Below are 18,113 nucleotides of genomic sequence, written 5' to 3'. Positions count from 1 at the left end.
CCGCCCCGGTCATGCCGCGGGCCGGGCCGGTGGCGTCCCGAGCAGCTCGCCGTAGATCGCGACCAGCTCCGCGGCCGTGGCCCCCTCGTCGGGCCAGCCGGCCGCCTGCCGCGACCCGGCCGCCACGAGGTCCGCGGCGTGCGCGCTGTCGCAGAGCACCCGCACCACGGCCTCGGCCAGCGCGACCGGGTCGCCCACCGGCACGAGCTCGGCGGCGTCCCCGAGCAGCTCCGGCAGCCCGCCGGTGCGGGTGGCGACCAGCGGCACCCCGGCGCGGAGGGCCTCCTGCGCGGTCAGCGAGCGCGCCTCCCAGCGCGAGGGCAGCACGCAGAGGTCGGCGGCGCCGAGCAGGTCGGCGACGTCGTCCCGGCGGCCGAGCAGCGCGACCGGGAGCGCCTCGGCGCGGATCCGCCGGGCCAGCTCGTCGTGCAGCGGCCCGTCCCCGGCGATCACCACCGACGGCGCCGGGCGCACCCGCTGGTCGGCCGACCAGCGGGCCACCGCGTCCAGCAGGACGTCGTAGCCCTTCTGCGGGTGGAGGCGCCCCACGGCGACGACGAGCGCGCGGTCGTCCTCGAGGCCGAGCTCGGCGCGGACCTGCGCCGGGGGGCGGGTGGCCGGTGGAAGCGGCGGTGCGGACACCGGGGCGACCCGCACGTCGCCCGCCCCCAGCCGCCGGGCGTTCTCCGCGAGATCGGCCGAGGCGGCGAGGACCACGTCCGCGGCCCGCACGGTGGCCTGCTCGGCGCGCTGCAGGACCCGGCGCCGCAGCCCGCCGCCGTCGGGCAGGGCGTTGTGCAGGGTGAGCACCAGGGGGACGGTCCCGCCGGCCAGCCGGCGGGCGGCCGCGGCGACCAGCCCGGCCCGCAGACCGTGGGCGTGCACGAGGTCGGTGCCGGCGAGCGCGCGGCGGAGCGCCCGCACCGCCCGTAGGTCCGCGGCCGGGGCCAGGCCCGCGGAGATCTCCACGGGGGTGAAGCGGGCGCCCCGCCCGGAGAAGCCGAACAGCGCGTCGGTGGCCGCCGGCCCGCAGACCCCGACGTCGGCGCCGGCCGCGAGCAGCGGCGGCACCAGCGAGCGGACGTGGGTGCCCACCCCGCCGGTGCTGGTGGCCAGCACCTCGGTGACGCGGCGTTCCCGCAGGGGCGCCTCAGCCACCGCGCACCTCCTGCCGGTCCGTCGTCCGCAACTCCCGGAGCGCCCCCACGAGCTGCGCACGGGCCGTCCCCATCATGACCGCCAGCGCGACGACCAGCACGACGCCCCCGGCGAGGAGCCCGGCGGCGAGCGCGAGGAGCAGCCCCGCGTCGGGCACGCGGTCGGCGCCCAGCGCACGGGCGACCCACAGCCCGGCCGCGCCGCCCAGGCCCGCGGCGAGCACCGCGGCGGGGCCGCTGCGCGACAGCCCGTGCAGCGCCGGCCGGCCCGCCGCCCGGACGACGGCCACCAGCAGCCCCGCGCCGGCGACGGTGACCCCGAGGGTGTGGCCGAGGGCCAGCGCGGCGGCCCGGTCGGCGGCGGGGAGCGCGCGGGCCAGCACGACGTCGGCACCGGCGGCCAGCAGCCAGCCGCCCAGCACCCACGCCGTCGGCGCCTTCCACAGCCCCCGGGCGTAGAGCGCGCGGGTGAGGACGGCGACCAGGCCGTAGCCGAGCAGGCCGGGTGCGAAGGCGACGATCGTGTCGCGCAGCGCCGCGACCTCGCGGTCGGTCCCGGAGACGAGGAAGACCCGCGCCACGGGGCCGGCGGCGGCGACCAGGACCGCGGTGGCGACGGCGGACGCCGCGACGGTGAGCACGACCACGGGGGCCAGGGCGCGGCGGTAGCCGGTCTCGTCGCCGCTCTCGGCGCGCTCGGCCAGCCCCGGGTAGGCCGAGGTCGCCAGCGGCACGGCGAGCGCCGCCCAGGGCAGCAGGAAGACCGTCAGACCGGCGACGTAGACGACCTGGGTGCCGTCGGGCGCCCCGCTGTTGGCCAGCCGGATGGCGACCACGGCCACCAGCTGCTGACCGGCCAGGGTGAGGACGCCGGCCAGGGCGAGGCGGCGGACCCGCGGGGCGGCGCCGACCGGGAAGCGGAGGGCCGGCCGCAGGCCCAGCCGCAGCCCCCGCAGCGGCACCAGCAGGCTCAGGCTCAGCGCCACCACGCCGAGCGTCGTGCCCACGCCGAGCACCAGCTCGGCCGGGGTCGAGAGCCCGGCCACCTCCTGGTCGCCGCCCATGGCCGCGAAGGTGAGGTAGGCCCCCGCCACGACGACGCTCGACAGCAGCGGCGCCAGCGCCGGGCCGGCGAAGCGCCGGTGCGCCTGCAGCACGCCGGTCAGGACGATGCCGATGCCGTAGAGGACGACCTGCGGGGCGAAGACCAGCAGGAAGCGGGCGGCCAGCGCGACCTGCTCCGGGTCCTCGGCACCGAGCAGCAGCCGGGCGATCGGCTCGGCCAGCAGCGCGAGCAGGACCGCGAGCGGGACGAGCAGCAGCAGCGTCCATCCCAGCAGGGCCGAGGCCGTGCGCCGCACCTGCTCGCGGTCCCCGGCGGCGATGCCACCGGCGAGCATGGGGACGACGAGGCTGGCCAGCGCCCCACCGGCGACGACCTCGAAGACGATGTTCGGGACGTTGTTGGCCGCGAGGTAGGTGTCACCGGTGCTGTCGGGGCCGACCGTGTTGGTGAAGACCAGCGTCCGCCCGAACCCGGCCAGCCGGGCCAGGACGGTGAGCGCCGCGATCAGCACCGCGGCCCCGGCCACCCCGCGGGCCACCTGCCGCGTGGTCACGAGGATCGGCGACCGAGGCGGTCCAGTTCCCGCAGGCCCGGCGTGGCCTCGATGACCCGGGTGAAGCTGATCCGCTCGCTGGCGAGGGTGAGCCCGGTGACGACGGCCAGCGCGCCGGCGCGTGCCCCGCGGGAGGGCATCGCGGCCAGCCGCAGGCCCAGCAGCGCACCGAGGGCGTTGGCCCCGCTGTCCCCCAGCATGACCCGCTCGCCGAGGTCGTCGGGCAGGACGGCCAGGGTCGCGCCCAGGGGCCCCGCCACCAGGACGCCGGAGGGGCCGCCGAGGCCGGCGGCCGCCGCGAGGGCACCGGCCTTGGCCGCGCGCCCCGGCCGCAGGTCGAGCAGGTTGAGCAGGTTGGCGGTGCCGGCGACGAGCCCGGTGGTGAGCACGGCCTCGACGAGCGCGCCGGGGCTCCGCCCCGGACCGCGGGTGAGCAGCGCGGCGACGGCGGCCGCGGCGCCGATGCCGGCGACCTTGACCGCGCCCGCCGAGACGCGGCCCTCCCGCAGGGCCCGCAGGTGGCCGGCGAGCCCCTTGTCGCGGGCCTGCTCCGGCCGGGCGCCCGCGAGGTCGTCGTACCCGCCGACCAGGCCGGAGACGGCACCGACCACCGCCGCGGCGGCCCGGGTGCCGGGCGGGGCGCCCAGCGCCGCGGTCGCCGTCGCCGACAGCGCCAGCGCAGGGCCGCCGAGCAGGCTCACCGGCCGGCCGGCGTAGTTCGTGCGCCTCCACGGGGCGCCGGCGGGACCGTCCGCGAGCCGGGCGGCGACCGCCAGGGCGACCCGGGCCGCCCCGGCCCCGGCGAGGGCGGGGAGCGCGGTGCGCCGGGCGCTCACTGCGCGCCGGTGGGCAGCGGCGGCACCGGCTGGGCGTCCTCGCCGGTGCCGTACATGCCCGAGGTGCCCTGCGTCTCCTGGCCCAGCGCCAGCACCGTGCTGATCCGCCCGACGACGGCCGCGACGTTGTCCACCGTGGAGATCGCGTCGGCGAGCGCCGGGTCCGCGCGCACGGCGCCGATGAGCCCGTTCGGGCGGGCCGACGGCGCGTCGCCGGCCACCACGGCTCCCCGGCCCTGCGCGTCGAGGGCGGCGGCCAGCTCGACCAGGGCGGCGTTGCGGGCGTCGGCGTCGTCGCCGGTGAACCCGCTGCCGGTGAGCAGCACCGCGTGGTCGGCGGGCGAGACCGACGCGCTCTCAGGAACGAGGACGTCCAGCGAGCTCAGGCCGGCCAGCACGGAGGAGACGGCTGCGGTGTCGGGCGCCGGGCCGTCCGGCGGGATCATCAGCACCTGCGACAGCAGACCGGCCACGAGGACACCGGCGTCGCCGCTCTCGGGCAGCTGGACGCCGGCGGGCAGCCCGGCGCCGGTCACGAAGCTCTGCAGGGCGGAGGCCGTCGCCGGGTCGCTGTACTCGGGCTGGAGCCGCACCACTCCGCTGACCGAACCACCGGCCTCCTCGATCAGCTCGGTGACCGCCTCGACGGTCTCGGGGGTGACGCTGTCGTTGGTCGGGACGAGCAGCACGGAGCGGTCGGTGAGCGTCCCCTCGACCAGGGGCCCGGCGACGGCCTCCTCGAACTCCTGCGAGGTGTCCAGCCGTGCCTGCAGGTCCCGCGTCTGGTCCTCGAGGTCCCGCTTGTCCTGCTCGAGCTGGGCCACCTGGTTCTCGATGTCGGCGAGGATCGGCTCGTTGAGCGCCGTCGTCCCGATGACGATGCCCAGCGCCACCGCGAGGAACACCGCGATCAGCGAGACCAGGTGGTAACGGAAGTCGATCACGTGAAGAGGTTCTCCAGCCAGAACATGAAGCTGTTCCATTGGTCGAGCAGCAGGTCCAGGTAGACGCGCCCGGCCGCGGACAGGGCGAGTGCCGAGCCGATGGCGACGAAGGCGGCGATCACCAGGACCACGAGCGCGGTCGTCGAGATGCGGCTGCGGTACAGCCGGCTGACGCCCTTCGCGTCGACGAGCTTGCCGCCGAGGCGCAGGCGGGTGAGGAAGGTCGAGGCCATGCCCCCGCGTCCCTTGTCCAGGAACTCGACGAGCGTGGCGTGCGTGCCGACGGCGACGATGAGCGTCGCGCCCTTCTCGTCGGCGAGGAGCATCGCGATGTCCTCGCTGGTGGCGGCCGCCGGGAAGGTGATGGCCTCGACGCCGAGGTCCTGCACGCGGGCCAGGCCGGGTGCGCGGCCGTCCGCGTAGGCGTGCACGACCACCTCGGCGCCCGAGCGCAGGACGTCGTCGCTGACGGAGTCCATGTCGCCGATGATCATGTCCGGCGAGTAGCCCGCCTCGACCAGCGCGTCCGCGCCGCCGTCCACGCCGATGAGGACCGGGCGGTAGTCGCGGATGTAGGAGCGGAGGGCGTGGAGGTCCTCCTTGTAGTCGTAGCCGCGGACGACCACGAGCACGTGCCGGCCCTCGATCTTCGTGGTCACGTCCGGGACGCCGACCCCGTCGAGCAGGAGCGCGCGCTCCCGCTTCATGTACTCCATGGTGTTGGCGGCGAACGCCTCCAGCTGCACCGAGAGGCCGGCCTTCGCCTCGGCCATCGCGGCGGCCACCGTCCCGGCGTCGTGCTCGGTGCCCTCGGCGAGGACCGTGCCCTCGGCGTCGACCAGGCGGCCGCCGTCGAGGCGGACCTCGGTGCCCTCCTTGACCTTCGCGAAGACGTCCTTGCCGACGTCGTCCAGGAGCGGGATGCCGGCGTTGATCAGGATCTCGGGGCCCAGGTTCGGGTAGCGGCCGGAGATGCTGGGCGCGGCGTTGACGACGGCGGCGACCTTGCAGCCCACCAGCGCGTCAGCGCTCACGCGGTCGATGTCGACGTGGTCGATGACGGCGATGTCGCCGGGGCGCAGCCGCTTCGTCAGGTTCTTGGTGCGCCGGTCCAGGCGGACGGTGCCGGCGGTACCGGGCCCCGCCTCGTGAGCCCGGCCGCGGCGAACGGTGCCGATGCGCATGACGTTGCATGCTGCCACGCTCGGCAGCCGGGCCGATCCTCCGACGCGCCTCGGCGACGCCCCGGTCACGCAGCGTGTCCGACACCACCTTCGGCCGACACGCCGGGCTCGCCGTGTCGGCCGCCTTCGCGGAACCGTTACCGAGTTGTGACTAGCGTTGCCCGTGTGACTGGTGTTGCCGCAGCCCTGACGACCGACGCGTCCCTCCCGCAGGTCGAGGAGGCCGCCCCGGTGCCCGCCGGCACCGCGGTGATCAGGGCTGTTCCCACCCGGGACCCGGTCGCGGCCCCCGCCGCGCCCCCTGCCCCGCCGGAGGCGGACGAGGCGGAGCGGGCGCGCGGCCCGCGCAAGCGGCGGGGGCAGGGGATCCGGGAGCACCGGCGGCAGCAGACGCGGGAGCGCATCGTCGACGCCGCCACGGAGCTGTTCGAGGAGCGGGGCTTCGACGCGGTGAGCGTCGTGGAGATCGCCCAGCGCGCCGGCGTGGTGGAGAAGACCGTCTTCAACCACTTCCCCGTGAAGGAGGGGCTGGTCTTCGACGCCGACCCGCCGATGCGGGCCGCTCTGCTGGCGGCGGTGCGCCGCCGGCCGGCCGGCGAGTCGGTGGCCGCGGCCGCGGGGAGCTTCGTCGTGGCCGCGGTCAGCCTGCTGGGCACCCCCGAGGCCGCCGACGGGGTGGCCCGGATGGCGCGGGTGATCCGGGGCAGCCGCACGCTGCAGGTGCGCGAGCGGGAGATCCTCGGCGAGCTCACGACCTCGTTGGCGGAGCTGATCGCCGAGGAGACCGAGGCGCGGCCGGGGCAGGTGGAGCCGTGGCTGGCCGCGCACGCCGTGCTGGGTCTGTACGCCGCGCTGCTGGAGCTGGCGCGCGACCGCGTGCTGGCCGGGGTGAGCGGCCCGGAGCTCGCCGCCGAGCTCCGCCGCCAGGGCCGCCGCGGCCTGGCGCTGCTGCAGTTCGGCCTCGCCGGCTACGCCAAGCGACGCTAGCCCTTGTCGCGCTCCGGACGACGACCGCGGCCAGGAGCCGTACCCCCGTCGCGCTGAGCCGTTTCCCAGCGTTCCCCGGGGACCCTCCGGGCCCCGCTCGTCAGGACGGATTGATCTGCAGTGAGCCCAGCAGCTGGTCGCCGCGGTCGCCGGGCAGCTCGGGGTCACGGGTGAAGAGGGCGACGGCGACCATGTAGCCGTCCTCGCCGGCCCAGCCGTGGCCCTCGGCGCAGAGCCGGCGGATGTGGTCGCGCACCTTGGGCTCGCTGCTGTAGGGCCCGAAGTCCAGCCCCATGGCGAGGAAGTTGACGACCCGGTAGCCGAGCTCCTCGGCGGTGCGCACGGTCGTCTCGGGATCGGAGTAGCTGGCGACGGCGGTGATCACGTCGGTGTAGCCGACCTTGAGCAGCTGCAGCACCAGGTCGTTGCCGCGGACGCCGCCCCACAGCTCGGGCATCAGGATCTCGCGGTCGGGGGCGGGGATGTACGGCGGGTTGGAGATCACCGTCCGGGCCGGGCGCCCACCCGCGGAGTCGGCCTGGTCGAAGAAGTCGCCGAGCTCGACGGTGTACCGGTCGGCGACGCCGCGGGCGGCGATGTTGGCGCGGGCCTGCTCCACCGACGGGGCGCTGATGTCGTAACTCCGCACCCGGAGCCCGGGCAGGGACCGGATGACGTCGGAGATGGCGGTGGCGTCACCGGTCCCCAGCTCGTCCACCGCCTCCTCGACCCAGCCGAGCTGGTCGCGGTACTGGCTGAGCAGCATGCACACCGAGAAGCCGTAGTGCGCGGACTCGTCGGTCGAGGAGAAGCACGTCACCGACAGCCCCTACCCCGGGTGTCCGCCGCGCACTCCCCGGTCACCCGCACCGGGGAACGCCGGTCAGCGGGCGGCGGCCGCCACGGCGAGGAGCTCGCGCGCGTGCGCCTGGCCGGTGTCGCTGTCGGCCAGGCCGGAGAGCATGCGGGCCAGCTCCCGCACCCGGTCCTCGCCGTCGACCGACCGGATGTCGGTGGCGGTCACCCCCGCGCCGGTGTCGGGTGACTTGTCGACGACGAGGTGGGTGTCGGCGAACGCCGCGACCTGCGCGAGGTGGGTGACGACGACGACCTGGTGGTCGCGGGCGAGCCGGGCCAGCCGCCGCCCGATCTCCCCCGCCGCCTGGCCACCCACACCGGCGTCGACCTCGTCGAAGACCATGACCGGGACGGGGTCGGCGCCGGCGAAGACGACCTCGATGGCGAGCATGACGCGGGAGAGCTCACCGCCGGAGGCGCCCTTGTGCACCGGGCGGGGCGGGGCCCCGGGGTGTGCCGCCAGCAGCAGCGCGACCTCGTCGATCCCTTCGGGGCCGGGGTCGTCGGGGCGGCTGTCGATGCTGAAGGAGACCTGGGCGCTCTTCATCGCCAGCCCGGCCAGCTCGCCACCCACCTCGGTGGCGAACCCATCGGCGGCGGCCCGCCGGCCCGCCGAGATCTCGGCGCCCAGCCGGTCGACCTCCGCCCGGGCGGCGTCCCGCTCAGCGGCCAGCGCCTCGAGCGCCTCGTCGGAGACGTCGAGCTCGGCGAGCCGCCCGGCGGCGTCCTCGGCCCACGCCAGCACGCCGGCGACCCCGGCGCCGGGGTCGGCGTACTTGCGGACGAGCGCGGTGAGGGCGGCCCGGCGGTCGAGCACCTCGGCCAGCCGGGCGGGGTCGGCGTCGAGGTCGGCCACGTAGCCGGAGAGCTGCCCGGCGACGTCGGAGACCACGGCGACGGCGTCCGCGAGGTCCTGGGCCAGGATCACCAGTGTCGGGTCGTCGGAGCCGGCCAGGGCGCGCTCGGCGATCGCCAGCGCCGCGGTGGCGTCCTGGGGCACCTCGCCGGCGCCCAGGTCACCGGTGACGTCGCCGACGAGCGCCGTGCGGGCCTCGTCCGCCGCGGCCCGCAGCGCGTCGGCGTCGCTGAGCCGCTTGGCCTGGGTGTCCAGCGCGTCGTCCTCACCGGGCTCGGGGGCGACGGCGGCGATCTCCTCCAGGCCGTGGCGGAGCACGTCGGCAGCCTGTGCCAGCTCGCGGGCCTGCCCGCGCCGGCGGTCGAGGTCCGCGGCGAGCTCCCGCCAGCGTCGGTGGGCCTCGCGGTAGCGGTCGAGGAGGGCCAGGTGATCGGCGCCGGCGTACCGGTCGAGCGCCCGGCGCTGCTCGGCCGGGCGCGACAGCCGCAGCTGGTCGGTCTGGCCGTGCACCGCGAGCAGGCTCTCTGCGAGCTCGGCGACCACGCCGACCGGCACGCTCCGGCCGCCCAGGTAGGCGCGCGACCGGCCCTCGGCGCTGACCGTGCGGGCCAGGATGAGGCTGCCGTCGTCGTCGGGATCGGCGCCGGCGTCGGCCGCCCGCGCCCAGGCAGGCGACTCCGGCGGCAGCTCGAGCCTTCCCTCCACCCCGGCACGGCCGCTGGCCCGGACCCGCCCGGGGTCCGCCCGCCCGCCGAAGAGCAGGGTCAGCCCGGTCACCACCATCGTCTTGCCGGCGCCGGTCTCGCCCGTCACGACCGTCAGGCCGCGGCCGAGTTCCAGGGTCACGTCGTCGATCGCGCCCAGGCCGCGGATGCGCAGCTCCGAGAGCCGTCCGGTCGCCCTGCTGGAACGGCCCTCCTGCAGGGGCCCGCGCCGAGCGCCAGCGAGGTGCGGGGGGCAGGAGGGTCCTTCGTCAGACGTCGTCGTCCGTGCCGCCACCGCTCACCTCCCGGGCCGCTGTCGGGGCCTCCGCGCCGTCCGGGACGACGACGTCGCGGGTGAGCACGTTGCGGCTGGTGAACAGCTCGTGGCCGGGGCCGGCGTGGCGGGCGTCGCGGAAGCCGCGGACGGGGAGGCCGAACTTCGCCACCAGCCGGTCGCCGAAGGTCGAGGCGTGCACGCGGGCGATGCGCACCGGCCGGCTCGCGCGGCGGACCTCGACGCGGCCGCCGTCGGGGACGTCGAGGGTGCGCCGCCCGTCCGCGGACACCCGCGCCTGGTTGCCGTCGGCGGGCACCGCCACGGTGACCACCGAGTTCGGCGAGGTCACGAGTGGCCGCGCGAAGAGCGCGTGGGCATTGCTCGGGACCAGCAGCAGCGCCTCCACGTCGGGCCAGACCACGGGGCCGCCCGCGGAGAACGCGTAGGCGGTGGAGCCGGTGGGGGTCGCGCACAGCACGCCGTCGCAGCCGAAGCTGGTCAGCGGCCGCCCGTCGATCGCGATGACGACGTCGAGCACCCGGGAGCGCTCGGCCTTCTCCACCGAGACCTCGTTGAGCGCCCACGTCCCACCGACGACCGTGCCACCGGCGTCGACCACGTCGACCTGGATGGCGAGCCGCTCCTCCACCGAGTACTCGCAGTCCTCGATGGCGGTCAGGGTCTCCTCGACCGCCTCGGGCTCGGTCTCGGCGAGGAAACCGACCCGGCCGAGGTTGACGCCCATGAGCGCAGCGTCGGTGTACCGGGCGAGCTCGGCGGCGCGCAGGAAGGTGCCGTCGCCCCCGAAGACCATGATGATCTCGGCGTCCTTGGCCGCGTTCTCGTCGCAGGGCACCACCTCCGCGCCGGGGATCTCCAGGTCGGGCGCCTCGTCCTCGAGCACCTTGACCCCGATGCCGCCGCGGAGGAGCCGCGCCGCCGACGTGCGGGCCAGCTCGACGATGTCCCCCCGCCCGGTGTGCACGGTGAGGAGGACCCGCCGGGTCGTCCGCTCGTCGGTCGCTGCCGTGCTGGGCTGGGTCACTGCGGTCCCTCCTGGACTGCTCGACGGACGGCGTCCTCCTCGATCGGCCCGGCGTCGGACCGCAGCCAGAGGAAGAACTCCACGTTGCCGGCCGGCCCCGGCAACGGGCTGGCCACCACGCCGGCGGTGCCCCAGCCCAGCGCCTGCGCCGCCCGCCCGACCTCCAGGACGGCCTGCACCCGGTGTTCCGGCTCGCGGACGACGCCTCCGGCGCCGAGCCGCTCCCTGCCCACCTCGAACTGGGGCTTCACCATCGGGAGGAGGTCGGCGTCCGGACGGGCGCAGGCGGTGAGCGCCGGCAGCACCAGGCGGAGCGAGATGAAGGACAGGTCGGCGACGACGAGCTCCACCGGACCGCCGATCGCCTCGGGCGTCAGCGTGCGCACGTTGGTGCGTTCGTGCACCTGCACCCGGTCGTCGGTGCGCAGCGGCCAGGCAAGCTCCCCGTACCCGACGTCGACGGCGACGACCTCGGCCGCCCCGCGTCGCAGGAGGACCTCGGTGAAGCCCCCGGTGGAGGCGCCGGCGTCCAGCGCCCGCCGCTGCTCGACCGGGACGGGGAAGGCCTCCAGGGCGCCCAGCAGCTTGTGCGCGCCGCGGGACACCCACGACGGTTCGTCGGGGTCGGTCCGCACCACGACGGGGGTCCCCGCCTCGACGCCGGTGGCCGGCTTGGTGGCCGCCTGACCCGCGACGGCGACCCGCCCCTCCGCGATGAGGCTCACCGCGTGCTCGCGCGACCGGGCCAGGCCGCGGCGCACGAGCTCGGCGTCGAGCCGGCTGCGACGGGCCATCAGCGCGGGTCGATCGTGCCGAGCTCGCGCTGCAGGCGCGCGTGCTCGGCCTCGAAGACGGCGACGTGCTCGGACACCGGCAGCTCGTCGAGACCGTCCAGCCGGCCGTCGCCGCGTTCCGTGCGCGCGGCCTCGTCCTCCGCCTGCGTCGCCGTCGCCTCCTCCGCGGCGGCCGGCTCCGGCCGCGGGCCCGCCGAGGGCGCCGCCCCGGGGACGGCGACCGGCGCGGGCCCAGGGCGGTAGGGCCCTGGCACCGGTCGCGGTGCGGTCGGCTCGGTCACGGAGCACCTCTCGGGGGAAGGGGGCGGGCCGGGACGGGCGCTCGCGGGCGCGCCGCCGTCTGCAGCGGAGGTTACCGGCCGGGGACGACGCCGACGGGGCCGACGGAGCAGCGCGATAGCGTCGGGCGACCGCACCCACCGCCGATCCCAGGGGAGATCCCTCCGCGTGGCCACGATGGACCAGTGCATGACCGCCCTGTCGGGGATCCTCGGCGACCTCGCCGCGAACCCCGCGGCGGCGGGGCTCGACCGCAGCCTCTCCTGCCGGCTGACCGATCTCGACCAGGTGGTCCTCGGCCGGCTGAGCTCGGGGTCGGTGCGGGACCTGCACGCGGTCCCCGACGGCCCGGCCGTGCCCAAGGCCGACATCCGGCTGACCATGAGCAGCGAGGACCTGGTGGCCCTCACCGATGGCCGGCTCTCCTTCGGCCCGGCGTGGGCCGGCGGACGGGTGAAGCTCGAGGCGGGGCTGCGGGACCTCCTGAGGTTGCGCAAGCTGATCTGAGGGCGGGCGCGTCAGCGCTGGGTCTCCCCTGCCAGGCCCCAGGCCCGTGCAGCCGTGCTCGCCGCCGGCCCGTGGGCCAGCACGCGCACCGGCGCACCCTCCCGGGGATGACCGGCCCAGTGCGCCACGCAGAGGGCGCGCAGCCCGTCGAGCCCGTCGGAGCCGGCCCCGGCTGCGCCCTCCGGGACGTCGTCGGGTCCACGCAGCTCCAGGGCATCCGCTCCCTCGGCCTGCCGGACCGTCCAGCCGCCGCACCGCCACGTCCGGTGCTCCGCCGTCACCGGCGGGTGCCCCTGGAGGAGGCCGGAGGCGTCGGCGGCGAGCAGGTCGGGCCGGTGCTCCGGGCCGGCGGCGAGCAGCGTGGCCGGGTCGGTGACCCCGGAGAACACCAGCAGGCTGGCCGCGCCGGCGCGCCGGGCTCCCTCGATGTCGGTGTCGAGCCGGTCGCCCACGACGAGCGGTCGCACCGCACCGGTGCGGCGGACGCACTCGGCGTGCATCGCCGGGTCCGGCTTCCCGGTGACCAGCGGCTCGCGCCCGGTGACCTGCCGGACCACGGCGACCATCGCCCCGTTGCCGGGCAGCGGGCCGCGCGGCGAGGGGATCGTGGCGTCGGCGTTGGTCGCCACGTGCCGGGCGCCGTTGCGGACGGCGACCACTGCCTCGGCGAGCTGCGCCCAGCCGACCTCTCGGCCGTAGCCCTGGACGACCGCCTCCGGTTCGTCGTCCGCACCGGTGACCACCGTGAGCCCGGCCGCCTCCAGCGCAGCGGCGACGCCGGGGCCACCGACCGGCAGCACGCGCGCACCTACGCCGAGCAGCTCCGCGACGACGGTCGCGGCCGCCTGGGAGCTGGTGATGACGTCGTCCGGACCGGCCGGCACCGCCAGCTCGGTCAGGTGGTCGGCCACCTGCTGGGGCGTGCGGGCGGCGTTGTTGGTGACGAAGCCCAGCCGCATGCCCTCCGCGCGCGCACCGGCGAGCGCGGCCGGCACACCGGGGACGGCGTCGGGACCGACGTAGACGACCCCGTCCAGATCGAGCAACGCCACGTCGTACCGCCGGGCCGGCGGCTCGGGGCAGCCGGCAGCCAGCTCCGGGAGCATCGTGCGGTCGTTCACGCCGACCCCCTCCTCCGGCGGGCCCGGACCTCGCGGAGCGCCCGGGCGTAGTGGGTGAGGTCGGGCCGCATGGCGACGGCGAGTGCCAACTGCTCGGCGGCCAGGGCCAGGTCGCCGGCGCGGCTGGCGGCCAGACCGAGGCCGAACCGGGCGTAGTCGTCGGCGGGGTCGGAGGCGATGAGATCGGTGAAGCTCTCGATCGCCTCGGGGTAGCGGTGGGCGTCGTACTGGGCCCGCGCCAGCGCCTCGCGGACGCTGCGCGATCCCGGCTCCGCCTCCGCCGCCCGGGCGAGGAGCGTCGCCGCGGCGTCGGGATGCCCGTCGGCGAGGAGCTCCAGCCCGCGGTGGTACCAGTCGTACACACCGCCGGCAGGCGCCTCGCGGGCTCCCCCGCGATCGTCCCGTGCGCCTGCTGCTGACACCGCCGCCCCCTTCCTCGACCGCTGCCGGGCCCCACCGGTGCGCCGGTCCGCGAGGAGCGACCGACGGCGACCGCCGGTGGCGCTCCTACGATCCTCGTCGTGCACTCGTCGTCGGAGGGACCCCGAACGCCACCCAGGTCGGGCCCGGGCCTGGAGGTCCGGCCGTTCCGGGCGCTGACCTACCGGGACCGGGATCCCGGGCACCTGGCCCGCGTCAGCTCGCCAGCCTACGACCTGGTGACGCCGGCCGGGCGGGCCCGGCTGGCCGATGCCGACCCGTACAACATCGTGCGCCTGATCCTCCCCCAGGTCGACGAGCGGTCCGGTGGCGCCTCCGCCGACCTCGCCGCCGCCACGTTGTCGTCGTGGGTGGACGAGGGCGTGCTCGTGCGCGACGAGGTCGCTGCCCTGTGGCTCTACGAGATGGAGCCTGCCGACGGCGGGCCGGCCACGGTCGGCTGGCTCGGTGCGGTGGCCCTTCCGGCCGTCGGCTCCGCCGCGGTGCTCCCCCACGAGGACACCTATCCCGTGGCGGTCGAGGGACGGCGGGCCTTGCTCGCGGCGACCCGGACCGACCTGGAGCCGATCGTGCTCGCCCACGACCCCGAGCCGGACGTGGCCCTCGTGACCGGGTCGGTGCGGCGGACGGCCCCCACCCTGGCACTGCGCGACGGCGACGGGGTGCTGCACCGGCTGTGGCGGGTGACCGACCCGGTGACCCTCGAGGCAGCCACGCAGGCGCTCTCCCGCACCCGGGCGGTCATCGCCGACGGGCACCACCGTTTCGCGGCGGCACGCGCTCATGCGGCCACCCGCGGTGGCGCCGCTGGATCCGACGCGATCCTCGCGTTGGTCACGCCGATGGGCCCCGGTGGTCTGCGGGTCGACCCGATCCACCGCGTGGTCCCCGGCTTGGCCTTCGACGAGGCGGTCGAGGGAGCTGCCCACGGTTTCGTCACAGCGGAGGTGCCGGTCGACGGAACGGGCACCGAGGCGGTCATCGCGGCCGCGCGGGCGTGGCTGGGCGATCCGGCCGAGCGGGGCTTGCTGCTCAGCGACGGCAGCCGCCTGGTGCGGCTCACCGCTGCCGCACCCGAGGTCCGTGCCGCCGTCCCGGCCGAGGCGCCTCCGGCGTGGCGCGACCTGGACGTGGTGCTGGCGCACCACGGGCTGCTGCAGGCGCTGTGGGCGCGACCGGACACGGTGAGCGCCGTCGTGATCGCCCACAGCCTGGAGGAGGCCCTGTCCGCCGCGGTGGAACGGGCGGGGGTGGCCGTGCTGCTGCGCGCGCCCTCCCCCACCGACGTCGCCGCGGTCGCACGCGCCGGCGCCCGCATGCCGCGCAAGTCCACGCTCTTCGTACCGAAGCCGCGCACGGGCCTGGTGCTGCGCCCACTCGCGGGCTGAGCGGCGGGCCGCAGCGTCACGCCGTCTCCTCGGCTGCCCGCACCGCCGATCGCGGGATCTTGCGTCCGCGCCGGCAGTTGACCTCGCAGACCGAGGCGGTGCCCGAGCCGGTGCGCCAGAAGCGACGCTGAAGCGCGCCCTCGACCTCCACGACGTCACCCGGTTGCCAGGCCGCGACCCGACGCTGCAGCCCCCGGTCGTAGGTGATGCAGGTGAGGACGTCCACGGTCCGGCCGCGCACGCTCGGGCCCGGTCTGCGCACCACCAGTCGGAAGCTCACCAGCGCGTCACCGCTCGGCAGGGTGCGCAGTTCTGCGGGGGCGGACAGCCGCCCCCGCAGGACCACGTCATTGCGATCGATCACAGCCACGCTCATGACCGCAGCCTGCTCGGCGGACGCGCCCACGGCGCCCGGCTCGGCCGATCTGTGGATGCACAGCCCAGGTGTGGACGAGCGGCACGCTGCTGCCGGTCAGCCCTGCGGCTCGTCCCCCACCGCGTCGCTCCCCTCGGCACCGGACGCGTCGTCGTCACCGGTCTCGCCCAGCAGCTCGGCGACCTCGGCCTCGACCTCCTCGGCGAAAGTCATCGACCGGGTGCTCTCCCCGGCATCGTTGACCAGCGCGCTGCCCAGGACGTCGTCCTCGGCGAGCTCCTCGTCACTGAACTTGACGACGGGGAACGCGTCCTCGGAGATCTCGTCGACGGACAGCACGTGCTCGGAGGGCTCGTCCTCGGACACCTCGTCGACGGACAGCACGTGCTCGGAGGGCTCGTCCTCGGACACCTCGTCGACGGACACCTCGTCCCCGGACACCTCGCCCGGGGGGACGTCCTCCACGGGGACCTCACGCGCGGGGACCTCGTCGGTGAGCTGCTCGCCAGGCGCGTCGATCCCGTCGATCTCGCTGAACTTGACGCCCAGGTCCTCACCGGCCAGCTCCGGATCGATCGCCGCGACGGCCTCGAGCCACTGGTCGGCCCGCTCCTCGTCGCCCTGCGTGCGCAGCAGTTCGGCGTAGGCCGCCGCGAGCCGCAGCTGCCCGGGGTCGCCTGCCTCCAGCGAGGAGATATCCGGGCGCCCGCCGAGCGCCCGTTCGAGGACGAGCCGGGCCGCCGCGCCCTCGCCGAGATCCTGGCGCGCGCCGGCCTCGACCAGGCGCAGCTCCACCGTCTCCTTCTCGTCGACGGACTCACCGAGCGCCTCGTTGACCAGGCGGATTGCCACCTCGGGGCGCCCGAGCGCGCGCTCGCAGTCGGCGAGCACGGCCCGGTAGCCCTGGTCACCGCTCATGCGGCGGTAGGCGCGGATCTCCCGGGCAGCCTCGGCGTAGTCGCCGGCGTGGTAGGCCGCGACCCCGACGGCTTCGCGGACGACCGCCAAGCGGGAAGCCCGATCACGGGCAGCCCGGGCATGGGCGAGGGCGGTCGCCGGGTCCTCGTCGACCAGCGTCCCCGCCACGACGAGGTGGCCGGCCACCTTGGCCGAGTTCCGCGGGTCGAGGCCTCGGAGCGCAGCGCGGATGGCGGGGTCGAGCTCCCGCGGGTCAGCCCACTCGGGCACCTCGGGACCGGCAGGCACCGGTGGTCGCCGGTCCTGCGTGCCCGCAGCCGACCGGCTGCCCTCCGGACGGCGCTCACGCCAGTTGCCCTGGGTCCGCTGCGGACGGTCACCCTGCGGGCGCCGGTCCTGCCAATCCCCACGGGGTCGATCACCCTGGGTCGGCTGAGGCCGGTCACCCTGGGGACGGCGGTCCTGCCAGTCACCCTGGGGCCGGCCCGAACGCTGCGGACGGTCACCTTGATGCCGCTGGGGACGGTCGCCGTAGGGCCGGTCCGAACGCTGGGGACGGTCGCCCTGCGGGCGGCGGTCCTGCCAGTCACCGCGGGGACGATCACCCTGCGGCCGCTGCGGACGGTCGCCGTACGGGCGGTCCGAACGCTGCGGACGGTCGCCCTGGGGGCGGCGGTCCTGCCAGTCACCGCGGGGACGATCACCCTGCGGCCGCTGGGGACGGTCACCCTGCGGGCGGCGGTCCTGCCAGTCACCGCGGGGCCGATCACCCTGCGGCCGCTGCGGACGGTCACCCTGCGGGCGGCGGTCCTGCCAGTCACCGCGGGGACGATCACCCTGCGGCCGCTGGGAACGGTCGCCGTACGGGCGGTCCGAACGCTGCGGACGGTCACCCTGCGGGCGCCGGTCCTGCCAGTCACCACGGGGACGATCACCCTGCGGCCGCTGCGGACGGTCACCGTACGGGCGGTCCGAACGCTGCGGGCGCCGCTCCTGCCAATCCCCACGGGGACGATCACCCTGCGGCCGCTGCGGACGGTCACCGTACGGACGGTCCGAGCGCTGGGGACGGTCACCCTGCGGGCGCCGGTCCTGCCAGTCACCACGCGGAGGATCACCCTGCGGCCGCTGGGGACGGTCACCCTGCGGGCGGCGGTCCTGCCAGTCACCGCGGGGCCGATCGCCCTGCGGCCGCTGCGGACGGTCGCCGAACGGGCGCTCCGGCCGCTGCGGACGGTCGCCGTACGGACGATCGGAGCGCTGGGGACGGCCGCCCTGCGGGCGGCGGTCCTGCCAGTCGTTGCGGGGGCGGTCACCCTCCGCGCGCTGGGGACGGTCACCCTGCGGGCGGCGGTCCTGCCAGTCACCACGCGGGCGATCACCCTGCGGCCGCTGGGGACGGTCACCGTACGGACGATCGGAGCGCTGGGGACGGTCGCCCTGCGGGCGACGGTCCTGCGCATCCCCGCGAGGGGCGGCGCCTCCACCCCCACGGCGATCACCCTGAGGGCGTGAGCCGCGGGACGCCGGTCGCCCTCGGCCGGAGTCGGACCCACCAGGGCCACGTCGCGGAGCAGTCATCTGTTCTAGGTACCTCTTGGCTAGACGCCGCACACGACCAGAACGGCCGGCGGCGGACATGGAAAAAGCGAACGGGGGTCAGAGCACTCGCTCTGACCCCCGTTCGGTGAAGTATGTCCGGCGGCGTCCTACTCTCCCACCCCGTCTCCAGGGCAGTACCATCGGCGCTGAGAGGCTTAGCTTCCGGGTTCGGAATGTTGCCGGGCGTTTCCCTCTCGCCATGGCCGCCGTAACTCTGTGA

The 18,113-nt window shown here is 76.3% G+C and carries 18 protein-coding genes and 1 rRNA gene; 4 read left to right on the top strand and 15 right to left on the bottom strand.

Annotated elements, in window-relative coordinates:
• Window positions 1-9 precede the first annotated feature (9 nt).
• Genes ACI792_RS18635 through steA form a run of 5 tightly spaced genes read right to left on the bottom strand, consistent with a single transcriptional unit; the run spans window position 10 to window position 5,740 of the window.
• Window positions 10-1,158: a glycosyltransferase family 4 protein gene (locus tag ACI792_RS18635; RefSeq protein ID WP_456603911.1), complete on the bottom strand. Its 1,149-nt coding sequence runs from the start codon at window positions 1,156-1,158 to the stop codon at window positions 10-12.
• Window positions 1,151-2,776 carry a murein biosynthesis integral membrane protein MurJ gene (gene murJ, locus ACI792_RS18630; RefSeq protein WP_456603910.1) on the bottom strand — a complete coding sequence of 542 codons (1,626 nt, stop codon included), beginning with the start codon at window positions 2,774-2,776 and terminating at the stop codon, window positions 1,151-1,153. Before murJ ends, ACI792_RS18635 begins: the two co-directional genes overlap by 8 nt.
• A complete protein-coding gene (locus ACI792_RS18625) occupies window positions 2,773-3,612 on the bottom strand; it encodes a hypothetical protein (protein WP_456603909.1) in 840 nt (279 codons plus the stop codon). The genes murJ and ACI792_RS18625 overlap by 4 nt, the downstream gene beginning before the upstream one ends.
• Window positions 3,609-4,556 carry a copper transporter gene (locus ACI792_RS18620; protein WP_456603908.1) on the bottom strand — a complete coding sequence of 316 codons (948 nt, stop codon included), beginning with the start codon at window positions 4,554-4,556 and terminating at the stop codon, window positions 3,609-3,611. The genes ACI792_RS18625 and ACI792_RS18620 overlap by 4 nt, the downstream gene beginning before the upstream one ends.
• Window positions 4,553-5,740 carry a putative cytokinetic ring protein SteA gene (gene steA, locus ACI792_RS18615; protein ID WP_456581284.1) on the bottom strand — a complete coding sequence of 396 codons (1,188 nt, stop codon included), beginning with the start codon at window positions 5,738-5,740 and terminating at the stop codon, window positions 4,553-4,555. Before steA ends, ACI792_RS18620 begins: the two co-directional genes overlap by 4 nt.
• Window positions 5,741-5,905: 165 nt before the next feature.
• On the opposite strand from steA, the gene ACI792_RS18610 reads away from it, so the two are divergent.
• The gene (locus ACI792_RS18610) at window positions 5,906-6,727 is read left to right on the top strand and encodes a TetR/AcrR family transcriptional regulator (RefSeq protein WP_456603907.1); all 822 of its coding nucleotides are present in this window, start codon (window positions 5,906-5,908) and stop codon (window positions 6,725-6,727) included.
• Between the two features lie 100 nt (window positions 6,728-6,827).
• Here ACI792_RS18610 and ACI792_RS18605 read toward each other — a convergent pair whose 3' ends face one another.
• The 5 genes from ACI792_RS18605 to ACI792_RS18585 form a co-directional block, all read right to left on the bottom strand.
• On the bottom strand, window positions 6,828-7,547 hold the full coding sequence (locus ACI792_RS18605; RefSeq protein WP_456603906.1) for a methylase: 720 nt from the start codon (window positions 7,545-7,547) through the stop codon (window positions 6,828-6,830).
• A gap of 63 nt (window positions 7,548-7,610) precedes the next feature.
• On the bottom strand, window positions 7,611-9,440 hold the full coding sequence (recN, locus tag ACI792_RS18600) for a DNA repair protein RecN (RefSeq protein WP_456603905.1): 1,830 nt from the start codon (window positions 9,438-9,440) through the stop codon (window positions 7,611-7,613).
• Window positions 9,415-10,467: an NAD kinase gene (locus tag ACI792_RS18595; protein ID WP_456603904.1), complete on the bottom strand. Its 1,053-nt coding sequence runs from the start codon at window positions 10,465-10,467 to the stop codon at window positions 9,415-9,417. Before ACI792_RS18595 ends, recN begins: the two co-directional genes overlap by 26 nt.
• Window positions 10,464-11,261 carry a TlyA family RNA methyltransferase gene (locus tag ACI792_RS18590; RefSeq protein ID WP_456603903.1) on the bottom strand — a complete coding sequence of 266 codons (798 nt, stop codon included), beginning with the start codon at window positions 11,259-11,261 and terminating at the stop codon, window positions 10,464-10,466. The genes ACI792_RS18595 and ACI792_RS18590 overlap by 4 nt, the downstream gene beginning before the upstream one ends.
• Window positions 11,261-11,542, bottom strand: coding sequence for a hypothetical protein (locus ACI792_RS18585; protein WP_456603902.1), 282 nt, complete (start codon window positions 11,540-11,542; stop codon window positions 11,261-11,263). The genes ACI792_RS18590 and ACI792_RS18585 overlap by 1 nt, the downstream gene beginning before the upstream one ends.
• A gap of 187 nt (window positions 11,543-11,729) precedes the next feature.
• Between ACI792_RS18585 and ACI792_RS18580 the strand changes: the two genes are divergently transcribed.
• A complete protein-coding gene (locus ACI792_RS18580; RefSeq protein WP_456581277.1) occupies window positions 11,730-12,047 on the top strand; it encodes a sterol-binding protein in 318 nt (105 codons plus the stop codon).
• A gap of 11 nt (window positions 12,048-12,058) precedes the next feature.
• Here ACI792_RS18580 and ACI792_RS18575 read toward each other — a convergent pair whose 3' ends face one another.
• On the bottom strand, window positions 12,059-13,168 hold the full coding sequence (locus ACI792_RS18575; RefSeq protein ID WP_456603901.1) for an HAD-IIA family hydrolase: 1,110 nt from the start codon (window positions 13,166-13,168) through the stop codon (window positions 12,059-12,061).
• On the bottom strand, window positions 13,165-13,530 hold the full coding sequence (locus ACI792_RS18570; protein ID WP_456603900.1) for a tetratricopeptide repeat protein: 366 nt from the start codon (window positions 13,528-13,530) through the stop codon (window positions 13,165-13,167). Before ACI792_RS18570 ends, ACI792_RS18575 begins: the two co-directional genes overlap by 4 nt.
• A gap of 159 nt (window positions 13,531-13,689) precedes the next feature.
• On the opposite strand from ACI792_RS18570, the gene ACI792_RS18565 reads away from it, so the two are divergent.
• Window positions 13,690-14,997, top strand: coding sequence for a DUF1015 domain-containing protein (locus ACI792_RS18565; RefSeq protein WP_456603899.1), 1,308 nt, complete (start codon window positions 13,690-13,692; stop codon window positions 14,995-14,997).
• Window positions 14,998-15,013: 16 nt separating this feature from the next.
• Here ACI792_RS18565 and ACI792_RS18560 read toward each other — a convergent pair whose 3' ends face one another.
• Both ACI792_RS18560 and ACI792_RS18555 read right to left on the bottom strand, forming a co-directional pair.
• Window positions 15,014-15,373, bottom strand: coding sequence for a single-stranded DNA-binding protein (locus ACI792_RS18560; RefSeq protein ID WP_456603898.1), 360 nt, complete (start codon window positions 15,371-15,373; stop codon window positions 15,014-15,016).
• Window positions 15,374-15,469: 96 nt separating this feature from the next.
• Window positions 15,470-16,579, bottom strand: coding sequence for a tetratricopeptide repeat protein (locus tag ACI792_RS18555; protein WP_456603897.1), 1,110 nt, complete (start codon window positions 16,577-16,579; stop codon window positions 15,470-15,472).
• A 222-nt stretch (window positions 16,580-16,801) separates the two neighbouring features.
• On the opposite strand from ACI792_RS18555, the gene ACI792_RS18550 reads away from it, so the two are divergent.
• Entirely contained in the window at window positions 16,802-17,806 is a 1,005-nt protein-coding gene (locus tag ACI792_RS18550) for a hypothetical protein (protein ID WP_456603896.1), read from the top strand.
• Between the two features lie 181 nt (window positions 17,807-17,987).
• On the opposite strand, the gene rrf is transcribed toward ACI792_RS18550, so the two are convergent.
• Window positions 17,988-18,104, bottom strand: a 5S ribosomal RNA gene (gene rrf, locus ACI792_RS18545).
• Between the last annotated feature and the right edge of the window lie 9 nt (window positions 18,105-18,113).

The sequence above is a fragment of the Blastococcus sp. SYSU DS0669 genome, from assembly GCF_054050895.1.
The sequence above is the reverse complement of the archived record's forward strand: the minus strand, read 5'-3'. Positions and strand labels throughout refer to the sequence as shown.

Coding starts and splice junctions, on each gene's coding strand:
- steA (WP_456581284.1), bottom strand. CDS start 5,740: ATGCGCATCGGCACCGTTCGCCGCGGCCGGGCTCACGAGGCGGGGCCC.
- ACI792_RS18590 (WP_456603903.1), bottom strand. CDS start 11,261: ATGGCCCGTCGCAGCCGGCTCGACGCCGAGCTCGTGCGCCGCGGCCTG.
- ACI792_RS18580 (WP_456581277.1), top strand. CDS start 11,730: ATGACCGCCCTGTCGGGGATCCTCGGCGACCTCGCCGCGAACCCCGCG.
- ACI792_RS18560 (WP_456603898.1), bottom strand. CDS start 15,373: ATGAGCGTGGCTGTGATCGATCGCAATGACGTGGTCCTGCGGGGGCGG.
- ACI792_RS18550 (WP_456603896.1), top strand. CDS start 16,802: ATGCCGCTGGGGACGGTCGCCGTAGGGCCGGTCCGAACGCTGGGGACG.